This window comes from Tistrella mobilis (assembly GCF_041468085.1).
GTDB classification, from domain to species: domain Bacteria; phylum Pseudomonadota; class Alphaproteobacteria; order Tistrellales; family Tistrellaceae; genus Tistrella; species Tistrella mobilis_A.
Map to the genome: position 1 here is coordinate 180171 of NZ_CP121014.1, position 20381 is coordinate 200551.

The 20381-nt window shown below is 65.9% G+C and carries 19 protein-coding genes; 8 read left to right on the plus strand and 11 right to left on the minus strand.

Annotated features, from left to right (window positions below; translation table 11 throughout):
- Positions 1–81 precede the first annotated feature (81 nt).
- Positions 82–987: a class A beta-lactamase gene (gene bla, locus P7L68_RS00755; protein WP_371999087.1), complete on the plus strand. Its 906-nt coding sequence runs from the start codon at positions 82–84 to the stop codon at positions 985–987.
- Between the two features lie 5 nt (positions 988–992).
- Here the strand turns inward: bla and P7L68_RS00760 are convergent, their stop codons facing one another.
- Positions 993–1565 (minus strand): TetR/AcrR family transcriptional regulator, encoded by a 573-nt coding sequence (locus P7L68_RS00760; protein WP_371999254.1) that lies wholly within the window; start codon positions 1563–1565, stop codon positions 993–995.
- Between the two features lie 102 nt (positions 1566–1667).
- Here P7L68_RS00760 and P7L68_RS00765 point away from each other — a divergent pair, with 102 nt between their 5' ends.
- Together P7L68_RS00765 and P7L68_RS00770 are read left to right on the plus strand one after the other, a co-directional pair.
- The gene (locus P7L68_RS00765) at positions 1668–2441 is read left to right on the plus strand and encodes an SDR family NAD(P)-dependent oxidoreductase (RefSeq protein WP_371999088.1); all 774 of its coding nucleotides are present in this window, start codon (positions 1668–1670) and stop codon (positions 2439–2441) included.
- A complete protein-coding gene (locus P7L68_RS00770) occupies positions 2438–2794 on the plus strand; it encodes a hypothetical protein (RefSeq protein ID WP_371999089.1) in 357 nt (118 codons plus the stop codon). Before P7L68_RS00765 ends, P7L68_RS00770 begins: the two co-directional genes overlap by 4 nt.
- A gap of 90 nt (positions 2795–2884) precedes the next feature.
- On the opposite strand, the gene P7L68_RS00775 is transcribed toward P7L68_RS00770, so the two are convergent.
- From P7L68_RS00775 to P7L68_RS00805, 7 genes are all read right to left on the minus strand, one after another.
- Complete coding sequence (locus tag P7L68_RS00775; protein ID WP_371999090.1) at positions 2885–4264, minus strand: hypothetical protein; 1380 nt, start codon at positions 4262–4264, stop codon at positions 2885–2887.
- 292 nt (positions 4265–4556) lie between these two features.
- The gene (locus P7L68_RS00780; protein ID WP_371999091.1) at positions 4557–4721 is read right to left on the minus strand and encodes a transposase; all 165 of its coding nucleotides are present in this window, start codon (positions 4719–4721) and stop codon (positions 4557–4559) included.
- 74 nt (positions 4722–4795) lie between these two features.
- Complete coding sequence (locus P7L68_RS00785; RefSeq protein WP_371999092.1) at positions 4796–5128, minus strand: type II toxin-antitoxin system PrlF family antitoxin; 333 nt, start codon at positions 5126–5128, stop codon at positions 4796–4798.
- Between the two features lie 65 nt (positions 5129–5193).
- The gene (locus P7L68_RS00790) at positions 5194–5496 is read right to left on the minus strand and encodes a helix-turn-helix domain-containing protein (RefSeq protein ID WP_371999093.1); all 303 of its coding nucleotides are present in this window, start codon (positions 5494–5496) and stop codon (positions 5194–5196) included.
- Positions 5480–5863, minus strand: a complete 384-nt coding sequence (locus P7L68_RS00795) for a type II toxin-antitoxin system RelE/ParE family toxin (protein ID WP_371999094.1) — start codon at positions 5861–5863, stop codon at positions 5480–5482. Before P7L68_RS00795 ends, P7L68_RS00790 begins: the two co-directional genes overlap by 17 nt.
- A 215-nt stretch (positions 5864–6078) precedes the next feature.
- A complete protein-coding gene (locus tag P7L68_RS00800) occupies positions 6079–6867 on the minus strand; it encodes a GntR family transcriptional regulator (protein WP_371999095.1) in 789 nt (262 codons plus the stop codon).
- Positions 6840–8087 carry an acetyl-CoA hydrolase/transferase family protein gene (locus tag P7L68_RS00805; RefSeq protein ID WP_371999096.1) on the minus strand — a complete coding sequence of 416 codons (1248 nt, stop codon included), beginning with the start codon at positions 8085–8087 and terminating at the stop codon, positions 6840–6842. The genes P7L68_RS00800 and P7L68_RS00805 overlap by 28 nt, the downstream gene beginning before the upstream one ends.
- Before the next feature lie 104 nt (positions 8088–8191).
- On the opposite strand from P7L68_RS00805, the gene P7L68_RS00810 reads away from it, so the two are divergent.
- The 4 genes from P7L68_RS00810 (at position 8192) to P7L68_RS00825 (ending at position 13087) form a co-directional block, all read left to right on the plus strand.
- Complete coding sequence (locus P7L68_RS00810) at positions 8192–9571, plus strand: MmgE/PrpD family protein (protein ID WP_371999097.1); 1380 nt, start codon at positions 8192–8194, stop codon at positions 9569–9571.
- Between the two features lie 55 nt (positions 9572–9626).
- Positions 9627–11021: a phenylacetate--CoA ligase family protein gene (locus tag P7L68_RS00815; RefSeq protein WP_371999098.1), complete on the plus strand. Its 1395-nt coding sequence runs from the start codon at positions 9627–9629 to the stop codon at positions 11019–11021.
- A gap of 58 nt (positions 11022–11079) precedes the next feature.
- Entirely contained in the window at positions 11080–12486 is a 1407-nt protein-coding gene (locus tag P7L68_RS00820; protein ID WP_371999099.1) for an amidase, read from the plus strand.
- A 355-nt stretch (positions 12487–12841) separates the two neighbouring features.
- Positions 12842–13087: a hypothetical protein gene (locus P7L68_RS00825; protein ID WP_371999100.1), complete on the plus strand. Its 246-nt coding sequence runs from the start codon at positions 12842–12844 to the stop codon at positions 13085–13087.
- On the opposite strand, the gene P7L68_RS00830 is transcribed toward P7L68_RS00825, so the two are convergent.
- From P7L68_RS00830 to P7L68_RS00840, 3 genes are all read right to left on the minus strand, one after another.
- Positions 13088–15643, minus strand: coding sequence for a CHAT domain-containing protein (locus tag P7L68_RS00830; protein WP_371999101.1), 2556 nt, complete (start codon positions 15641–15643; stop codon positions 13088–13090).
- 12 nt (positions 15644–15655) lie between these two features.
- Positions 15656–16603, minus strand: a complete 948-nt coding sequence (locus P7L68_RS00835) for a hypothetical protein (RefSeq protein ID WP_371999102.1) — start codon at positions 16601–16603, stop codon at positions 15656–15658.
- Between the two features lie 137 nt (positions 16604–16740).
- Complete coding sequence (locus P7L68_RS00840; RefSeq protein WP_371999103.1) at positions 16741–18156, minus strand: amidase; 1416 nt, start codon at positions 18154–18156, stop codon at positions 16741–16743.
- A gap of 258 nt (positions 18157–18414) precedes the next feature.
- Here P7L68_RS00840 and P7L68_RS00845 point away from each other — a divergent pair, with 258 nt between their 5' ends.
- The gene (locus P7L68_RS00845; RefSeq protein ID WP_371999104.1) at positions 18415–19437 is read left to right on the plus strand and encodes an ABC transporter substrate-binding protein; all 1023 of its coding nucleotides are present in this window, start codon (positions 18415–18417) and stop codon (positions 19435–19437) included.
- The last annotated feature ends 944 nt before the right edge of the window (positions 19438–20381 follow it).

A 20381-nucleotide genomic window follows, 5' to 3' on the forward strand; every position in this document is an offset into this window, starting at 1 on the left:
GCCAGCAGGATTTGTCTTCTGGGCGGCCGATGCAAGCCGGATTAAGAGAGCGGCATAAGAAAATCTTGAGGAGATCTCATAATGCCGACCGCTCTTCCGCGTCTGCCGCGTCTGCCGCGTCTGGCGGGGCTTGCCCTCGGGCTGTTGCTGGCGACGCCGGCCCTTGCCGAAACACCGAAGACCCATATGGCCGAGACCCGGCTTGCCGACACCGTCAGCCGCATCGAAGATCAGCTCGACGCGCGCATCGGCCTTGTGCTGCACGATACCGGCCGCGGCTGGAGCTGGGATCACCGCGCCGACGAGCGCTTTCTGATGAACAGCACCGTCAAGATGCCGATCTGTGGCGCGATCCTCGCCGGGGTCGATGCCGGGCGCATCTCACTGGACGAAACCCTTCCCATCCGACGGGCCGATCTGCTGTCCTATGCGCCGGTCACCGAACCGCGTGCGGGCACGGCGATGTCGATCGCCGATCTCTGCTTCGCCACCCTGGACCAGAGCGACAACACCGCCGCCAATCTTCTGATCGCCCGTCTCGGCGGCCCGGCTGCGGTCACGCAGTTCTTCCGCAGCATCGGCGACCCGGTCAGCCGGCTCGACCGGCTCGAACCCGATCTGAACAGCGCGCCTCCCGGCGACCCCCGCGACACCACCAGCCCGGCGGCCATGGCGGCCACGATGGAAACCCTGCTTCTCGGCCATGGCCTGACCCCCGCCTCCCGGGCGCAGCTGACCGAATGGATGCGCCATGGCGGCGTCACCGGCGCCCTGCTGCGCAAATCCGCCCCGGCCGACTGGCAGATCGCCGATAAATCCGGTGCCGGTGACACCACCCGCAACCTGGTGGCCCTGATCACCCCGCCCGATCGGGCGCCCTGGATCGCGGCGATCTACCTGGCGGACGCCGAGACGGATTTCGCGACGCGCAACAAGGCGCTGGCCGAGATCGGCGCAGCGGTGGTGGCCGTCATCAAGGGGCGGTGACCGGCTCAACGCCGGCCGATACCGTCCAGGAACAGGTCCGTCAGATGGCGGACGCGCGGCGGTGACGCGCCTGCCTGTTCCGGGGCGCCCTCCTGTTCCAGGACGAGCGAGATCGCCGTCACCACGCAGACCAGATCCTGGAAGCGCACATCCGGGCGGACGGCGCCGGATGCCTGCGCCTGGCGCAGCAGGCGCTCACCCTCTTCGGTGGTGGCATGGCAGCCGGGTGTCCCGCTCTGCAGAACCGTGCCGATCGCGGTGGCAAACCCGCGATAGAGCGTCGTGCCGGTCACCAGGTCTTCGAGATAGGCCCTGAGCGCGCCGGCCGGATCACGCCCGTCATCCCGCGCCCGGCTCGCCGCGGCAAGCGACAGGAAGCGGGCATTATAGGTGGCGGCCAGCAGGGCCTCTCGCGTCGGGAAGCGCCGATACAGCGTGCCGATACCCACGCCCGCGCGCTTCGCCACATCCTCCAGCGCGGCGCCGGCGCCCTGTTCCAGAAACACCGCCTCGGCCGCGGCCAGGATGCGCTCGCGGTTTCGCCGGGCATCGGCGCGCAGCGCGCCCTCCTGGTTCATGCTGTCTTCGTTCACGGTCTTCTCCGGGAACACTTGCCAAACGGAGGATGCCTCCATATTTTAAGTGGAGCAATCCTCCACTTATGACATGGGGCATGACAGATGGGCTTCGCGCAGCGATCTGAGAACAGGTTCGGGAACCGGTTTGAGAACAAGGTGGTGGTGATCACCGGCGGCAGTGACGGCATCGGCCTGGCCACGGCGCAGCATTTCGCCGCCGAAGGTGCCCATGTCTACGTCACCGGGCGGCGGCCGGCGGCGCTGGACGCGGCCGTGGTCGCCATCGGTCATGGCGCCGTCGGCGTGCCGGGGGATGTCGCCGACCCGGCGGATCTGGACCGGCTCTACGACCGCATCCGCCGCGACCATGGCCGCATCGACATCGTCTTCGCCAATGCCGGGATCTCCGAATCCGCCGGCCTCGACGCCATCGACGCGGCCCATATCGACCGCCTGTTCGGCGTCAACCTCAAGGGCACGGTCTTCACCGTGCAAAAGGCCCTGCCGCTGATGACGACGGGCGGCGCCATCATCCTCGCCGGCTCGGCCGCCGGCAGCAAGGGCCTGCCGGGGCTCTCGATCTACAGCGCCACCAAGGCCGCCATCCGCTCCTTCGCCCGCACCTGGACCACCGACCTCAAAACCCGCGGCATCCGCGTGAACGTGGTCTCCCCCGGCATGATCCTGACCCCGTCCATGGACAGATACCTCACCGCCCAGCCCGGCGCGGAAGACGCCCTGAAACAGATGACCCCCTTCGCCCGCCTCGGCACCGCCGACGAGGTCGCAAAAGCGGTGCTGTTCCTGGCCTCGGAGGACAGCAGTTTTGTGGCGGGGGACGAGGTGTTTGTGGATGGGGGGGTGATGGCGGTTTGATCGACCGCCTGCTCGGCCCACGCGGCCCCCATCCCAACCGCGTGTCCCCGGAGGGGGAGTCGGCAGTGCTGGACGATGCCCTGGCTCATCCCTGCCACGGCTCCCTGCGGGTGGCCCAGGAACTGGCGAAGCGAAACATCCGGGTGTCGTCCGGCGGCGTGCGAGGCGTATGGCAGCGCCACAACCTGCTGACCAGGCACGACCGCCTGCTTTGCCGGGAAAAGAGCACCGCGGAACGCAGGCTAACCCTGTCGGACGAGCACATCCGCGTTGAAGGCCATCGCATCTGGTTCGATACCATCGAGGAGATGCAGGTCGTGCTCGACCAGAACTTGGTCATCCACAATACCTGATTACCTCACAAGAGGGTGTGACTGTCAGCGGATAATCAACTCTGCACACATATATGCAGCTCGCCCAGATGCTGCCTTGATACGCCACAGTTATATTTCAGCAGGACGTCCGCGATCATTTTCCTTTTGCTCCATAAATTTCGGCGTTGCTGAAATCTTAGGATATGTGGCGTCGTGGTGTTCTTTGATTGATGAACAGACTTTATCGTACAGCCCGCCAAGCCGTTCTACATTAACCATATCTCGCGCGATATTTCGGAAGATCCTGGAGAAAGGCCTATTCTTATAGGGGCGAAAGAGTTGATTAAGTTTAGAGCTGACGCTCACGTTGACCCCGGTCAAGCCAACCGATAAAGAGAACTGCACTCCGTTATCAGTTGAAACGCCATACTTTCGCATAAGCCGAGCGCACGATTGTTCCAGATACTTCAGAATGCCATTCATTTCTTGAACTCTATCCGCTGTGGACAGGTGGTCTAGATTATGAAGGATCGTGCGACAATCCCGAAATTCGCTTGCATTTCGCATGGAAAGGGCAAGCTCTATGCACTGTTTTGGATTATCAGCCTTCGATATACAGTATGCTGTAAAAAACGGCAAGCGTATCGCAAATTTAGCGCGCCCAGTTGGTTCAAGAATTGAAGCTAGCGTTTCTTGTGATTTTGACCTCAGTGTCTCCAATAGGGCATTCACTTGCGAAGGGTACTCGATCCTACAGCAGCTCTCACAAAAGGCATCTCGGAGCGGTGCAAGATAAGCGTCCGCTCCTTCCTGCTGTGCAACCGCATTATAGAAATGCGAGCGCTCTGCGGCCCATCCGTAGCCAAATATTATCCGTTGCAGGGCGCTTCTTGAGTCAAAGCCAGCATAGTTTGGATTGCCGGTTGATAGCGCGTGCACCAGATCCTTCACATCTGTGATGTCCGCGCGGTTTGCGACAGTCACGGTAGGAGCATGATCCATCCCCCTCGCAACCAAGCTGCGATCGACATCCTCGTTTCGGAAAACGCTATCAACCGAGCGTTCATAGCGAGTGTCTTCTGGATCTTTTACAAGATAAGATAATGTTAAATATTCACTTGAAGACCATATGTCCCATCGTAGTTGTGGATCGATCTTAAGCGCCTCAAAAAAGCTAACGACATCGCCCGCGGGCTTTGACCCCTCGAACGAAAAAGCCATGCTTTTTGCAAAATTTGCTGCATCTGTCGTGAGAGCAGCGTAGTCTGCTTCATCAATCTTCTTAAAGGAGACAAAATCAAAATTTCTAAGTCTGCGAGAGCGATATCCGTCTTTGTAATCATCGACACCGATTAGTTTATCGCTGAACAGGATTGCGGTGATCAATTTCTCCAGGCAAAGAATATCATTATCAGTATTATTCAGATTTTTAGTTTGGCTAACGCCGATAATGCGCTCCACGCCACTTAGCGTTGCGTTATCGACCAAAATTTGACGATTTGTGCTCATGTTAGGCCCATCTCAAATGTGTTGCGCGCAAAAATGGCTAGGCTCCAGACCCAATCACACCCAGAACGCGATGATGGCCGCAAGAGCCGCTGCCGACAAGACATTGACCGTTAGCTTATCCTAGCGGGCTGCGACACGCCTGAAGTCATGTGCTGAACGATGGGCTCTCACATGGGGCGATCGCTATCGATTTCGTCAGGGCTCCGGATGCCGCCGAAGCCTCCGCCAGGCCCGCTCAGAAACGACGCCCGCACCACCGGTGGAAGCGGTTGTGGATAATTGTCGAGGACCCCTATCCCGCCGGGCAGTCACACCATCGACACCGGGTCCGCAGCATGTAGATGATTCCCGAAGTCATCCGGCGGTCATCCACACGTCGGGCACCCAGCTGGTTCTTGGGCAGGTGCGGCTCAAGTTGCCCCCACCGTTGGTCCGACAACCAGATAAACTGAAACATCGTGTTCCTCGCGGTTATGGGCCGCTGGAATCACATGAGGATCTCATTATCAAAAGGTTGGTTGGGTTGTGACCTTAGAGCGTGACATCCCCATCAATCTCGGCATCAAGGTTGACGTCCATGTCTCCGACAAGTGCCGCCATGCGATCGCGCAGGCTGGCGGGCAGTGCGGCGATGGATGTGCCCGGATGTTTGCGCATGTCCTGCGCCAGAAATGCGAGGAAGCGGTCCACGACCGGATCACTTGCCTCTTCCGTTACCTTCTCGACATAAACCCGATGCTGATCGTCCACAAAGAAGGCGATGCGTCCGCCGTAGTCCACGTCCAAAGCCTGCCGCACGCTCTTGGGCACAGTGGTCTGGCCGTTGGCGGTGATCGTGCATTCTTCTCTCAGCAGCGTGCCCATGATCGGCTCCCATCTGATTTCTGATGCTGGCCGACACTGCCACCAATCATGCCTAGGACCTGACATCAGATAATGGCCTGCAACCCCTTGTCCGCAATGACGTTCAGCAGCTTGAGCGCCGGGCCGGTGGGGCGGGTCGCGCCCTGCTCCCACTTGCGCACGGTCGACGCGGTGGTGTGCAGGTGATGTGCGAACACCGGCTGGCTGAACTTCAGGCTTTCGCGCAGACGCTTGATCTCCATGGGGCTGAACTCCCGAACCGGGGCCGGGCAGATCTGGCCGAACTCGCGCAGCGTCACCTTATTGATGGCGCCTGCGTCGTGGAGCGCAGCCAGGTCCTCGCGCAGCGATTCAATGATTTTGCTCACAATGCACCTCCACCAGAACACCCGACTGTAACGCCTTGGTCACGGCATCTCCGGTCAGTTCAAGGAAGACTTTGCCGGCGAACTGCAGCGCCTTCTTTTCGTCTCCTGTGATGTTCGCCTTGTCGTTTTTCGCGAACCCATGCAGGAATACATAGCGACTGCCGATCCGCGCCGCCAGAAGCGTCCGAAAGCCGCCGCTCTTCCCGCCGCCAGGACGGGGCACGCGCTTCTTGTAGAGCAGGCCGCCCAGATCGGCATCAATCAAGCCGCTTTCCATTTCCTTGATCGCCTTGCACAGGGCGGCATCGGGCAGCTTCTCGGCGGCTTGCCACCTGGCGAAGCTCTTCCGCTTGAGGATGCGCGTCACCTCGACCTCCAAAATATACCCGAAACGGGTAGGGTCGGGCCAGCGTTAACCCGACATCCGGGGGGCAGGGCAGAGAAGCCGGTCAGCGACCTCGGCTTGCAGCCTGATGGCCGATACGTGTTTGAATGTGGCCGGTTTTTCCGCTTCGGCATCGTTGAAGCGTTCTTCACGCTGACACGCGGGTCAGGCTGATTGCATACGGGCCGAGATACCCCTCACCCCCCATCCCTCTTAATCCGCATCGTATAACTATACCGATCCGCCGGATGATCATTCACCGAGGCGATCAGCGGCCGGCCCTTGCGGTCCAGATAGCGGCGGACGACGCGCAGGACGTGGGCTTCGGGGCGGTGGTCGTCGAAAAGGGTGCGGCTTTCGGGGGGCATGGGCAGGGCGGTGATGGTTTGCAGGGTTTCCATCACCGTCACCCGGGCGCGCTGTTCGATCAGGGCGTAGAAGGGGCCGTGGCAGTTGGGGAATTCGTCCTTCAGCCAGGCGAAGCGTTCGGGTACGAAGACTTCGGTATAGCTGATCGGCGCGCCGTCGCCCTGGGCGGAGCGGACGCCGTGGATGTGCAGCCAGGGCTCGGCCGGCTCGGTGCCGATCAGCCGGGCGGTGGGCTCGTCCAGCCGTTCCATCTCCATGCGCTGAATGCGGAAATCGGTATCCAGCGCATACTGGAACAGTTCCGACAGAGACCGCATCGACTGGCTGAAGATCGAGCCCGGCTCGGCCGAGAGCACATGGGTGCCCGATCCCTGCCGGCGCTCCACATAGCCCTGTTCGACCAGGCGGCGCAGCGCCTCGCGCACGGTATAGCGGCTGACGGCGAATTCCGCGCACAGCTCCGCCTCGGTCGGCACCAGGCTGCCGACCGGGTAGAGACCTTCGGAAATCCGGTCGCGGATCTCCTGGAAGACCTGAAGATAGCGGGGGATTTCCGGGCCGTCCGCCGTGGCGGCTGCCGGGTCCCGGGTCAGATCTGCCGCCTGATCCTGCTCCATGCGCGTTCCAGCTCCCCTTGAAATTCGGGCGCGGCCACGGCGATCAGGCGTTCCGCCCGCATGTCGAGGTCGCACCCGCGCAGATCCGCACAGCCGTATTCGGTGACGACGATGTCGATATCCGCGCGCTGGATGGATACAACAGTTCCACTCTCCAGAACAGGGACGATCCTGGATCGTGCGCCGCCCGCAGCGGTGGATGCAAGGGCAACCACCGCTTTCCCGCCGGCCGAGCGGCGCGCGCCGCGCAGGAAATCGACCAGCCCGCCCTGGCCGCTGATCTGGCGGCCGCCGATCATCTCGGCCGAGGCCTGGCCGAACAGATCGACCTCGATCGCCCCGTTCACCGCCACCAGCCGGGGCAGGGCGCCCAGCCGTGCGATGTCGTGGGTCTCGGCCACCGGCCGGAAGCGCACGTGCTCCGCCCGGGCGATGCGCTGGTGGAAATCGGGCGTGCCCAGGGCCACGCCGGTGGTGATGCCGCGGCTCGCCACACCCGCCTCCAGCAGCTCCAGCCCCGCCGCCGTCACCATCCCGGCATGCAGCCCCAGATCCCGGTGATCCTTCAGCGACCGCAGCAGCGCCGCCGGCGCGGCGCCGATGCCGGTCTGGATGGTGGCGCCGTCGTCGATCAGCCCGGCGATGTGCGCGCCGATCCGGCTCTGGACCGGGTCGTCGCGATCGGGCGGCAGACCGGCGGGCAGGCCGTCGCTTTCGATCAGCCCCGAAAACCGGTCGATCGGGATCCGGATGCCGTCGAGCGGCTCCGGCAGGTCGGGCAGGATCACCCCATAGAGCCGTGCGCGGCCGGCTGCCACCGCCGGGGTGAAATCATGGGCCATGGCGAGCGACACCATGCCGTCGCGCGGCGGCGCCACGGTGAACAGCCCCGCGTCGATCTCTGCTCTTTGCAGGTGATGGTATGTATCGACATAGGCGAGCGGCAGATGCCGCACCCGCCCGGCCTCGAACCCCCGGCGCAGTGCCGGGGTCACGAAGACCGACTCGACCGTCAGCGTCGGATCCAGCGCCGCCAGATCCAGCCGGTTCACGCCCGGGATGAACACGCCGGTGAGTGTCTTGTTCCGCAGCGCCCCGCAGGCGCCCAGCGCCGACAGGACCCCGGTGGGTTCGCCCGCGCAGCCGGCGGTATAGATCCGCCGGGCGGATGCCAGGGCCTGGGCCAGGCTGTCGAGGTCGATCAGGGGCAGGGGGGGCATGCTGCTCGTCATCATCCGTCACTGAACGGGTTGCGCTCCGGGTTTCGGCTGCTAGTATATGTCCGGACAAATTTGGAAGATAGCCCTCATGCCCGAGAATTCCGATGTCTGACAGCTCCGCCAGCCCGACCAGCTTGACCGAACAGCTCGGCCAGCGCCTCGTCCGTCCGGTCGATGCGGCGGCGCGGGCGCGTGCCCGCCTTGCGGTGCTGGATTGGGCCGGCTGTGCCGTGATCGGGGCGGCGACCGATACCGGCCGGGCCTTTGCGCGGCTCGCCGCGGGTGGCGGGGCAGGGGTGCCGGGCGGCGTGGCCGGGCCGTCGCGGGTGCTGGGTGCGGGGCGGGTCCCGGTTCGCGACGCCGCCTTCATCAACGGCGCCTATGGCAATATCTACGAAATGGACGATGTCGATCGCCAGGCCGTGCTGCATCCGGGGCCCGTGGTCATCCCGGCGGCACTGGCCATGGCCGAGGCGCTGGGCAGCGGCCCCGATGCCCTGCTCGATGCGGTGGTGCGCGGCTACGAGGCGATGGTGCGCCTGGGTCGCGCCATGGGGCCCGCTCATTACCGCCAGTTCCACCCCACCGCCACCTGCGGCGCTTTCGGGGCCGCTGCGGCCGCGACCTCGCTGATGGGGCTGGATCAGGCGGGCCTGACCGGCGCGCTCGGCACCGCCGCCACCCGCGCCGCCGGGCTGTGGCAATGCCGGCATGAACCGGTGACCACCAAGCAGTTCCACACCGCCCGCGCCGCCGCCGGCGGCATCGAGGCGGCGCAGCTGGCCGCCATCGGCCTGGGGGGGCCGCGCTTCATTCTGGAAGGGCCGCAGGGGCTGTTCGCCGGCATGGCGCCCGATGCCCGGCCGGCGGAGATCACGGCGCCTCATGACGGCGCCTGGCTGATCCTGGGCACCAGCATCAAGCCCTGGCCGGCCTGCCGCCATGCCCATGCGGCGATCGATGCCGCGCTGATCCTCCGCGCCGAAGCGCAGGGCCGCATGCCGGCCGCCATCCAGCTTCGCACCTTCGCCGATGCGCTCACCTTCTGCGACCGGCCCGATCCCGCCAGCACCATCCAGGCCAAGTTCAGCCTTCAGCATGCCGTGGCGGTCACCCTGCTGGGGGGGCCGCCGCCGCTGGCCGCGTTCGAGCCCGAAGTCATCGCCGATCCGGTGGTGGCCCGGCTGCGTGCGATGGTAACGCCGGTCGTGGCCGAGCCCTATGCCGGCGCCTATCCGCGCCGTTTCGGCACCGGCCTCACCATCACCTGGGACGACGGCACCACCAGCCGTGCCGAGGTTCCGGATGCCCTGGGCGACCCCGAAAATCCGGTCGATGATGCGACGGTGGTGGCCAAGACCCGCACGCTGGCCAGGGCGGCCGGGTTGGACGAGCAGCGGATCGGGGCACTGATCCAGGCGATCGAGGCCCTTGAAGGCTCTGATCCGGCCCGGATCGCCGCCGTCACCGCCATCCTGCCCTGATCTGCATCCCTCACCGTCACACCTTCACCCCCCACATTTGCGAAGAGACGAAAGCATGACCGGTCCCGACTATTTCCAGGCGATGGACTACCCCACGATCGTCCAGGCCTATCCGGTGGGGGATGATTTCGTCGCCCTGGGGCAGAGCCTCAGCCGCGACGAGCTGTTCGCCCGCCAGGACGCGCAGTTCCGCAAATGCCTGGCCTTCGCCTGGAAGGTGCCGTTCTATCAGCGGCTCTGGGGTGCCCAGGGCATCGAGCCCGGCGACATTCAGGGCCTGGCCGATATCGGCAAACTGCCGACCTATTCCAAGACCGAACTGATGGCCTCGGTCGCCGCCCATCCGCCCATGGGCGATTTCCATGGGCTGGACAGCTACCCGGCGGGCCAGCGTCCGCCCGTGGTGTTCCAGACCACCAGCGGCACCACCGGCAAGCCCCAGCCGCTGATCTATGGCGCCAAAAGCCGCGAGGTGCAGAACCGTCTTCTGGCGCGGGCCTATCTCTGGCAGGGCATGCGGCGCGAGGATGTGGTCCATTCGGTCTATGGCCATGGGCTGATCAATGGCGGCCATTACGTCCGCGAGGCGGTGAGCCACTGGGTCGGCGCCCAGTTCATGAGCGCCGGCACCGGCATCGAGACCCGGTCGGTCAACCAGGTCATGATGATGCGCGAATTCGGCGCCACGGTGCTGGTCGGCTTCGGCGACTATGTGAAGCGTCTGGCCGATGTCGCCCGCGCCGAGGGCATGGAGCCCGGCCGCGACATCCGCATCCGCATGATCACCGGCCATATCGGCGCCGAAAGCCGCGAGAGCATGAGCGAGGCCTGGGGCGGCGCCGCGGTCTATGACTGGTATGGCGTCGGCGACACCGGCATCATCGCCGGCCACGGCCCCGACCAGGACGGCATGTATGTGATGGAGGACGCGCAGTATCTGGAACTGCTCGACCCCGATACCGGTGTGCCGGTGGAAGACGGCGCGCTGGGCGACATGGTCTGCACCTGCCTGTTCAAGGACGACGTCTTCCCGATCATCCGCTTCAACACCCATGACGTAACCGAGGTGATGTCGGGGGCGTCGGCGACCGGTGTCAACTTCCGCCGGATCCGCGGGTTCATGGGCCGGTCCGACAATATGGTCAAGCTGCGCGGCATCAACATCTTCCCCACCGGCATCGGTGCGCTGCTGTCGGAAGAGCGCGAGGAGATGACCGGCGAATACATCTGCCGGGTGGACCGCATCGACGGCCGCGACGAGATGACCGTCCATGTCGAGGTCCGGACCGGGGGCGGGGATGCCGCGATGAAGGCCGCCTACGAGAAGATCCTGCGCACCCGGCTGGGGGTCGAGATCGGCGTCACCTTCGCGGCGCCGGGCGAGCTTGCCCCCCTCACCGGCATCGAGGTGCGCCAGAAGCCGATCCGGCTGATCGACGCGCGCAAGTAAGCGCCGCCGACCGCCCGTCTCCCCCGTCGCCGCCCTGTCCGGAAGGACCTTTCCTGCCATGAATGCCACGCCTTCGTCTGCGGATGTCACCCGTCTCTCCGCCACCGGTCTCGGCAAGGCCTATCGCGCCGGCACGGCCGATCCGCGGGTGGTGCTCGACGCCCTGATCGATGCGATCCGGGCGCGGGATGGCGGCATCCGGGCGTTCATCGAGCTGGATGCAGAGGGTGCGCGGGCGGCGGCGGCGGCGTCTGCGGCACGTTTCGCCGATGGCAGGCCGCACGGCCCCCTCGACGGCGTGCCGGTGGGGGTGAAGGCGAATATCGCCGTGCGCGGCCTCGCCTGGTCGGCGGGGGTGGGCTTCTGGCGCAACCGCATCGCGGCGGAAGACGCGCCGGCGGTGGCGCGGCTGCGGGCGGCGGGGGCGGTGATCCTCGGCACGCTCAACATGCATGAGGGCGCACTCGGCGCTACAACCGACAATCCGCATTTTGGCCGTTGTAACAACCCCGCCGTGCCGGGCTGCACCCCGGGCGGGTCGTCCGGCGGCTCGGGTGCCGCGGTTGCCGCCGGTTTCGTGCCGGTGGCGTTGGGCACCGACACCATGGGCTCCGTGCGCATTCCGGCCGCCTATTGCGGCGTGATGGGGCTGAAACCAACCACCGGCCTCGTCTCCAATGCGGGGGTGGTGCCGCTTGCCTGGTCGCTGGACCATATCGGGCCGGTGGCGCGGTCGGTAGAGGATCTGGCCCTGGTGACCCAGGTCATGGCCGGGTTCGACCCTGCCGACCCGGTGGCCGAGCCCGCGCCCGCCGGCTGGACGGCGATGCCCCATGGCCGCGGCCTTGCCGGGGCGCGGCTCGGCCTGCCGCGCGAGATCGAGGGTGTGCCGACCGAACCGGCGGTGCGCGAGGCCTTCGCCCGCGCGCTCGACATCCTCCGCGATCTGGGGGCGATCATCCAGCCGGTTTCCATCCCCGGCTGGGCGCCGACCCCGGCGCGCCGCGACGGGCTGCTGATTTCCGAGGCCGAGGCGGCGGAGCTGCATCCCGAGCTGATGGGCCCCGACGGCGCCACCACGCCCGAGGGCGTGAGCGAGAGCTTCGCCGCCGCACTGCGCTATGGCCGCGACGCAAGCGCCGCCCGGCTGGCGGGCGCATATCGCCGCATCGCCGAAATCGGCGTCGCCACCCGGGCAGCTCTGGCGGGCGTCGATGCCCTGATCCTGCCCACGGCCCCCCAGACCGCCTTCGCTCATGATGCGAAGGTTCCGGCCGCGCAGGCGGATTTCACCGCCCTTGCGAATTTTGCGAAGCTTCCGGCGGTCTCCGTGCCTGCGCAGCCGGTGGAGTTTGCGAAGATTGCGAAGCCCCCGGTCGGCCTGCAATTCATCGGCCCCCGTTTCGGCGAGGCCGCCATCCTGCGGATGGCGGCCGCCTGGACGGCGGCGCTTATGCTTGATTAAGCCTCTGTCGGGGCAGGGCGCAGATGGGTGGGGGGGGCGGTCAAAAGCAGTTGCGCGAAGTTGCCCAGAGTTGCGTGATGTTGCGTGATTCGCTGGAATCTGAGCGCGACTGAGTCAGTCCTGGCTGTCATGCACATCTGCCTGAACGCATGCTTGCTGAAGCCGACAAGGGTATCGGCAGGAGCATGGGGGGCCTTCGGATGCGGAGTCAGCTATTGCGGGTGGCGATCGGCCTGGTGGCCGGCATGGTGGTGGGTACAGTGATTCTGGGCGCGCGCGGTCTGGTGGTCCACGACCACGGACGCGTAAACGCACCGGCTGTGGACGTCACCGAGGGCAGGGGGAGGGCTGGCGGATGATGCCGGGTGAATCCTTCCTGATGACCTTCCTCGCTCTTGGTATCGTGCGCCGGGTTGGGCTGCTGGTCTGCACGGCCGCCGGCCGTGATGTCGCCACAGCGTCGCGCATCGCCGATGACATCGGCATCCCGGCGGCGGCGCTGGTGGCCGGTGCGGCCGCAGTCCTTCTTGGTGATCCTGTAGGCTTGGCCTTCTGTGTCGTTCATCTTGGCCTGGAGGCACGCGAAGCCGGGCCGATCTGATCAGCTCCAGCTTCCCGACAGGGAATATGGGGCCCAGAAATGGGGATGCGACAGCCTGTCATCCCCGGCATCGAGTATCGCGAGCTGGGCATCACGCAGGGATGCTGCCAGATCCAGCCCCCGTGCGAAGCGATTCTCGAGAATGCGGTCCAGGACGAATCCCGCCACCTCGTCGTCGATCGGCCAGAGGGCGCCCAGTACCGCCCCGACACCCAGCCGGCGCATGGTCTGGTCCAGGCCACCGCGCCGGCTGGCCGGGGCGTCTGCCCGGGAGAGGGTCTCGCAGCCCATCAGCAGCATCAGATCGATGCCGGACAGATCATGGCGGGCGAAATCGTCAAGACTGAACCGGCTGCCATCCCCCAGAAGGAAGGCCGAACGGCCAGGCTCGGCCGGATCTGCATCGAAGTGACACGATATCTGTAGAACCTGGGGCGGTTGACTCAGCAACCGATCCAGATCTGCAGCGGTTGCCGTCGTGCCGGGACAATCCACCGGAATGCCATGCCTTGTCATGACGTTGCGGAATGTCGCGAGATCTGCGGCTGCCTGGGGCAGATCGGCCATGCCCGGCGTCCGCGGAACCGCAAGGCCCGCAGCTCGTCGACCATCGGTCGCAGATGGGCGGTCTGTGGTGCCGTCGACCACCACCGCCGCCCGGCGCACCAGAAAATCGCGGCCGTCGTGGAGGGCGGCGAAGGGGATGCGGCCGATTGGGCCGGCGGCGTCCACCAGAAGGGTGGCAATCCGCGGGTCCGACAGCTGGTCGGCCACCGGCGCGATCAGCATCCGCCACGCGGCATGCAAAGGCGGCAGCGGATCTCGGCGTGGGTCGCGCAGGGCACGTTCCAGATTGAAGACCAGATCGGTCAGCTCTCTGGCGGTGCCGAGCCTTCCGGTGCGGATGCTGGCGTGATCCCCGTGCCGGCAGCGGATGGTCAGCTCTGTGCCCCGCAGCATATAACCCAGGATCGCGACATCGGGACGTGAGGTCCAGCGCCGTTCGTCTGGAAGAGCCGCATCCCCCGGGTCCTCGGGCCGATCGGCAAGCAGACTTTCGATCCCGGCGGCCCATTGCAGCGGACCGACCCTGGTGCGTCCGGCCTGCACCAGACGTGCACCTTCGACAAGCTGTGGCCAGACCTGTGATTCGCGCGCAGTGAACGGCACCCGCGCGGCCGCAGCAGCCGCTGCCGTGGCGGCAGCCGGCCTGGGCAGCCGCATATCATCTTGTTCCCGCAGGATATCGATGCGGATCGCTTCCCCGATCCGGCCTTGGCTCAACAGCAGGTCCTGCAGACGCTGGTAGGGCTTTGGGAAGAAGGTGCCCTCCATCGGGTGCAGAAGACCCGCGGCTGCTCCGGCGACGTCAAGCCGCAGGCCCTCATGGGCCCGGACAGCGGCCTTGAGCAGCAGCGTGGCAGCATGCAGGGTGGGAAAGCGACCGGGGTCATGGAGCGCCGCCAGCATATCACCCAGCATCATCGGAACATTGAAGGCGAGATCCTGGTCATAGATGAAGTCTTCATCCGCCATCAGGGCCAGCTGGGCGGAGATCGCTTCTTCAGGATCATCCCCTTTCATGATCATCACGGCCCGATGCAGACGCTGTACATTGAAGGCCGGATTGTCACGCCGCAGCGTCGGCCCATCGGTCCAGCCGGGATGATAGCGCATGGCGCCGCGCATATCGAGGGCCGGACCCTCGGTCTGGCGCCAGGCATTCATGTTACGGAAGGCGGCCTCGATCCTGTCCCGATCCCGGGAGGCAAGTGCAAGATCTATCTCAGCCGCGAGACCGTAAGCTTCTTTGAGATTGTTTCGGGCCGCCGGCGGCAGGTCCAGACTGTCGAACAGGGCCAGTACGCGTGGCTGGGTGGCCTTGATTTCATCCGTGGCGTTGCAGCGCAAGGCTTCTGCGCGCCGGGTCGCTCCCCAGATGGAAATCAGGGCCAGGCCCATATCCGCCGGCAGGCCGTGCAGATAGGGTTCCGCAAGGTCCAGCCAGGCCATGGTCTCGCCTGAACGCCCCCGCTTGAAAGCATCCTGCGCCAGGCGTTCGATCAGGATATGGGCGATGCGGACCTGCAGTTCCGGCGCAAGATTTGCGGCCGGGGGCAGGTGGCCGCGGATATGGGCCGGCCGTGCCTCCGGCGGCAGTCCGGCGATGGCGGCTCCGCCCGCGATGTCTTCCAGCATCTTCAGGCCGATCTGCCCTGCCTCGCCCGCCTTGCCGCGCAATCGGGCGAGGTCTGCCTGCAGGTTTGCCATCGTATGGTGAAGCAGTTGCCGGACCTCGTCGTTATCCAGCACCGCCGTCAGCATCCGGATCTGGTCGATCGCGGCTGCCATGGCCTCGGGGGCGCCCCTCACCTGCGCCAGAATGGCCGCATACTCGAAGCCTCGTGCCCGCAGGATCCGTGCCGTGTCGTCAGGCGCTGAGGCGGTTGCCGTGAGCACGCGCCGGACGGCGTCTTCCAATGCGCCGCCATTCCGGGTTTGCAGGGCACGTTCGGCATCATCAAGGGCTTTGAGCGCATGCTCTATGGCCGTCATGGCATTTTCCCCTTATGACAGCGCGCCGGGTGGCAGGGCATCGAAGATCAGGCAGCCGTGCAGCAGGTCGCCGCGACGCCCGGCCACCTCTGCTGCCTCGGCCAGAGGCGCCAGACGCCAGGGGGCGAGCTGGGCCTCCGGCGGTGTGCCGCGCCAGCCTCTCGGGAGATCTGTCGCCGTACCGAAGATGATCACCGCGAGTTCGCGACGGCCTGTGATGCCGCCGACCTCAAATCCATAGGCAATGGAAACCGGTCCCTTGACGGTCTTTGCAAGAACCAGCAGATCGCGTCCTGCGGCGCCCGCGCCGGGGATAACATGGAGGGTCGTCGCCGGGTCTGGCTCCAGAACGTCAAAAACCGCGTGGCCGATGGTGCGGTGCAGGATGACGAGCTTCAGAGCGTCGCTTTGCAGGCCGGCACGCAACATATCGGGGAAGGGATCGATTACGATACCGAAGCGTTCGCCGATAGTCGCAGCGGCATCCACAAATTCCGCATCTTCTGCCGGTGCGCCGAAATCACTGCGATAGGTGGTCGGGCGCAGCAGGGGGCGCAACCAGCTTTCTGACATGAAGCGTGCTGTTGCCAGTGGCGGCAGCCTGCCGACCCAGTCGATGGTGGGCGCCCCCTGTCCCCACCGGCCGAAGCCGGCATCCTTGAGATATTGGGCGAACTCCGCCGGCTCCGCGTCGAACCAGACCGGCGCGATGCCGGGAATGATCTCCCGCAGGCGTGCGCTTTCGATGAAGGCGAGGACATAATCGTCGGCCAGAACGGATTGCCGGCGAATGCTGCGGGAGATGGTCGATTTGTGGCAACCGACCAGCCTGGCCATCCCGGCGGCGTCCTTGGGGATCCGGGGAGGAAGGTCTGCGGGGTCCCGGTTTTCGATCATCCAGCGGATATTGCTGCCGCGGTTCAGCGGATCAGTTTTTTTGGGGCCCCTGCCCGAAGCCATCTCGTCTGCTCCTCACCCCCGGCATGAACGCAGATCGATAGTATTTCCGATTCCAGTTCGCCTGCAAAGTGGCAAGCTTTGGTCAGAGATGCATGGCTCTGCGTCACAGGGACCAGGAGGCCGGAAGAAGAAGTCGGTTATGCATACCCTTCCGGCCGGTGTGTATGCCAGTCGGTCGCCGTCTGGAAGGCGTGGGCGGCGCGGGCGATCAGGGCCTCGGCGAAGCGGGGGCCGGCGAACTGGCAGCCGAGGGGGATGCCCCCGCCGTCACGGGTCTTCTCGCTGATGCCGCAGGGCACCGTGATCGTCGGCTGGCCCGAGACGTCGAAGGGGGCCGTGAACGGGCCGATCGCCAGGATCGCCGCCGGGTCTTCACCCAGGCCGGACATGTAATCGAGTGTGGGGCCCGCGACCGGCAGGCCGGGGATCAGCAGCACGTCGCAGGCGGCGTAGATCGCCTCCATCGCGCCCGCGAAATCGCGGCGGTGTTCCTGCGCTTTGGCCAGCTCGAAGGCGGTGTGGCGGTGGCCGCGGTCGATCAGCGCGGCGAGGCGCGGGCCGTATTCGGCCGAACGCGTCGACCAGTGGTCGCGATGAACGATGGCGGCCTCGACCGCACATTGCACCGCCCAGCCGGTCAGCGCCGGTTCGATCGGCGGCAGGGTGACGTCGACGAAGCGGGCGCCGAGCCCGGTCATCACCTCGATCACATGCTCGATCGAGGCCAGAACCTGATCATCGGCCCGCGCCTTCAACAGCCCGCGGTCGATGCCGATGGTCAGGCCCCGCACCGGTTTGGCGAGTTCTGCCATATAGTCAGGTACGGGAAGTTGTGATGCGGTGGGGTCGCGCGGGTCGGGGCCGGCCATGACCCCCAGCATGGTAACCGCATCGGCGACGCTGCGCGCCATCGGCCCCATATGGTCGAGCGAGGGGGCGAGGGCGAGCGCGCCGGCCCGGCTGACCCGCCCCCATGTCGGCTTGATCCCGGTCACGCCGCAGCAGGAGGAGGGCAGGCGGATCGAGCCGCCGGTATCGGTCCCCAGCGCCCCCCAGATCAGCCCGGCCGCCACCGCCACGCCCGATCCGCTGGACGAGGTGCCGGTCCAGTGCGCAGCCCCCCAGGGGTTGACCGGCGGCACCACCTCGGGGTGATGGTCGGCATAGGCGCCTTCGGTGAGCGTGGTCTTGCCCAGGATGATCGCGCCTGCGGCCCGCAGCCGGGCGATGACGGTCGCATCCCGCCCGGGCCGCCGGCCGCGCAGCACCGGGCTGCCGAATTCCGTCGGCATGTCGGCCGTGTCGAACAGATCCTTGGCCGCCAGCGGCACGCCGTGCAGGGGGCCGCGCACCAGTCCGGCGGCGATTTCCGCCGCGGCGCGCCGGGCCTGATCCAGCGCCGCATCGTTCCGATGGGCGAAGGCATGCAGCGCGCCGTCATGGGCGGCGATCCGGTCCATCATGCAGCGGACCGCATCCACCGGCGATACCGCACCGCGGCGGATCTCTTCCGCCAGGCGGACCAGGCTCAATCTGTGCAGGGTCGACGACATTCCGGTGCGGCTCCTCTGATGGGATCTGTGGGCGCGGGCATGTCATCATTATACAAGAATGCCTGTTTCGTGCTCAAAAATCGTCACTGCTCATAAAATGGGCGGATGAGTGCCGATGAGGCATGCGGGATATGCGGAATTCCGGTGCAGAGACAGGTGGCATGCATATTGCGTGGGTATGCGTGCACGGCCAATGACCGGCATGTGCGTACAGCCCCCGCCTTGCCCATAAAAAACTGCTCCGGAAGGCTTCGATCCATGTATATGCGCATTGCGAAACGGGGGGCGGTGGCCCTTGCTCTGGCGGCCGCCGCGGTGTTCGGCCCCGTGGGGGGCGCCGCCACGGCCGATGCGGCAGAGGCGGTGTCGGTGCGGCTGAAATGGCTGCCCCAGGCCCAGTTCGCCGGCTTCTACGTCGCCAAGGCCAAGGGCTTCTATGAAGCCGAGGGTCTGGACATGACCATCAACCCGGGCGGCCCGAACCTGAATGCCGAGGCGCTGGTGGCTTCGGGCGCCGACACTTTCGGTCTGGGCAGCGGGACGGAGGCGGTGCTGCATGCCCGCGCCAAGGGCCTGCCGCTGATCTGCATCGGCATGTCGCAGCAGAAGACCCCCTTCGCCTTCGTGGCGCGGGAGAAGAGCGGCATCAAGACGATCGAGGATTTCAAGGGCAAGAAGGTGGCGACCTGGTTCACCGGTCCGCAATACACGCTGTATTCGGTGCTGGCGGCGGCCAAGATCAAGCAGTCGGAACTGACCATCATTCCGCAGCCGGTCTCCATGGCGCCCTTCGTCGAGGGTGAGTTCGACGTCGCCACCGTCACCTTTTACAACGAGTTGAACACGCTGAAAGAGCAGGGGATCACCGATCTGACGGTCTTCACCCCCGATGATTACGGCGTGACCACCCAGCAGGACAGCTTCATCACCTCGGAAAAGATCGCGACCGAGAAGCCCGAACTGGTTCAGGGCTTCCTGAACGCTACTCTCAAAGGTTGGAAATATGCCTTTGAGCACAAGTCAGAGGCGATCGACATCGTCATGGCCGCGGCGGAGGGCCTGGATCGCAAGCATCAGGAGGCCATGCTGGACGAGATCGAACGGCTGATGGTCGCCGGCCGGGCGGCCGGTGAGGGCCTCGGCGCGCTCGACATGGCCTCGATCGAGAAGGTGCAGACCGATCTGGTCGGCTTCGGCGCCCTGAAAGAGCCGGTCGACCTGAAAGCCGCCTTCGACGAGAGCTTCTGGGACAAGGTGCCGGCTGCGGACAAAATGCTCTGAGGCGGAGGCTTGTATGCACCGCGGCCCGACGAGGTTGAAACACCTGGTCGGGCCGCCCCGCGGTTGCCGGCAGCGGGGCCGGCGGGCGGCGATCTTCACGCGGAGATGAACCTGGATCCCCGCCTTCGCGGGGATGACGGTAGAGAGGGTGTGCGGAGGTGGGCGAAGGGGGGATCGGACAGGGGCGCCGGGTGCGATCGGGCGGTCATGTCAGGGGCGCGGGCCCCGCGGTTTTCGCCCCGACCCCACCACCGTCGGCCGGTCATGTCAGGCGCCACCCTCGCCCAGGTCCACCCTGCCCCCACCACCGTCATCCCCGCGAAGGCGGGGATCCAGGTTGGTTTCCGCGAGAATGAACGGGCGGTCGGAGGTGTGGACGGTCATGTTGGCCATCGATGGCGGACCCGGGTGGGCGGCGTTCTTTGTGGGGGAACGGACCTGGATCCCCGCCTTCGCGGGGATGACGGTAGAGAGGGTGTGCGGAGGTGGGCGAAGGGGGGATCGGACAGGGGCGCCGGGTGCGATCGGGCGGTCATGTCAGGCGCAGGCCCCGCGGTTTTCGCCCCGACCCCACCACCGTCGGCCGGTCATGTCAGGCGCCACCCTCGCCCAGGTCCACCCTGCCCCCACCACCGTCATCCCCGCGAAGGCGGGGATCCAGGTTGGTTTCCGCGAGAATGAACGGGCGGCCGGAGGTGTGGACGTCATGTCGGCCATCGACCGCGGACCCGGGTATGCGGCGTTCTTTGTGGGGGGACGGACCTGGATCCCCGCCTTCGCGGGGATGACGGTAGAGAGGGTGTGCGGAGGTGGGCGAAGGGGGGATCGGACAGGGGCGCCGGGTGCGATCGGGTGGTCATGTCAGGCGCGGGCCCCGCGGTTTTCGCCCCGACCCCACCACCGTCGGCCGGTCATGTCAGGCGCCACCCTCGCCCAGGTCCACC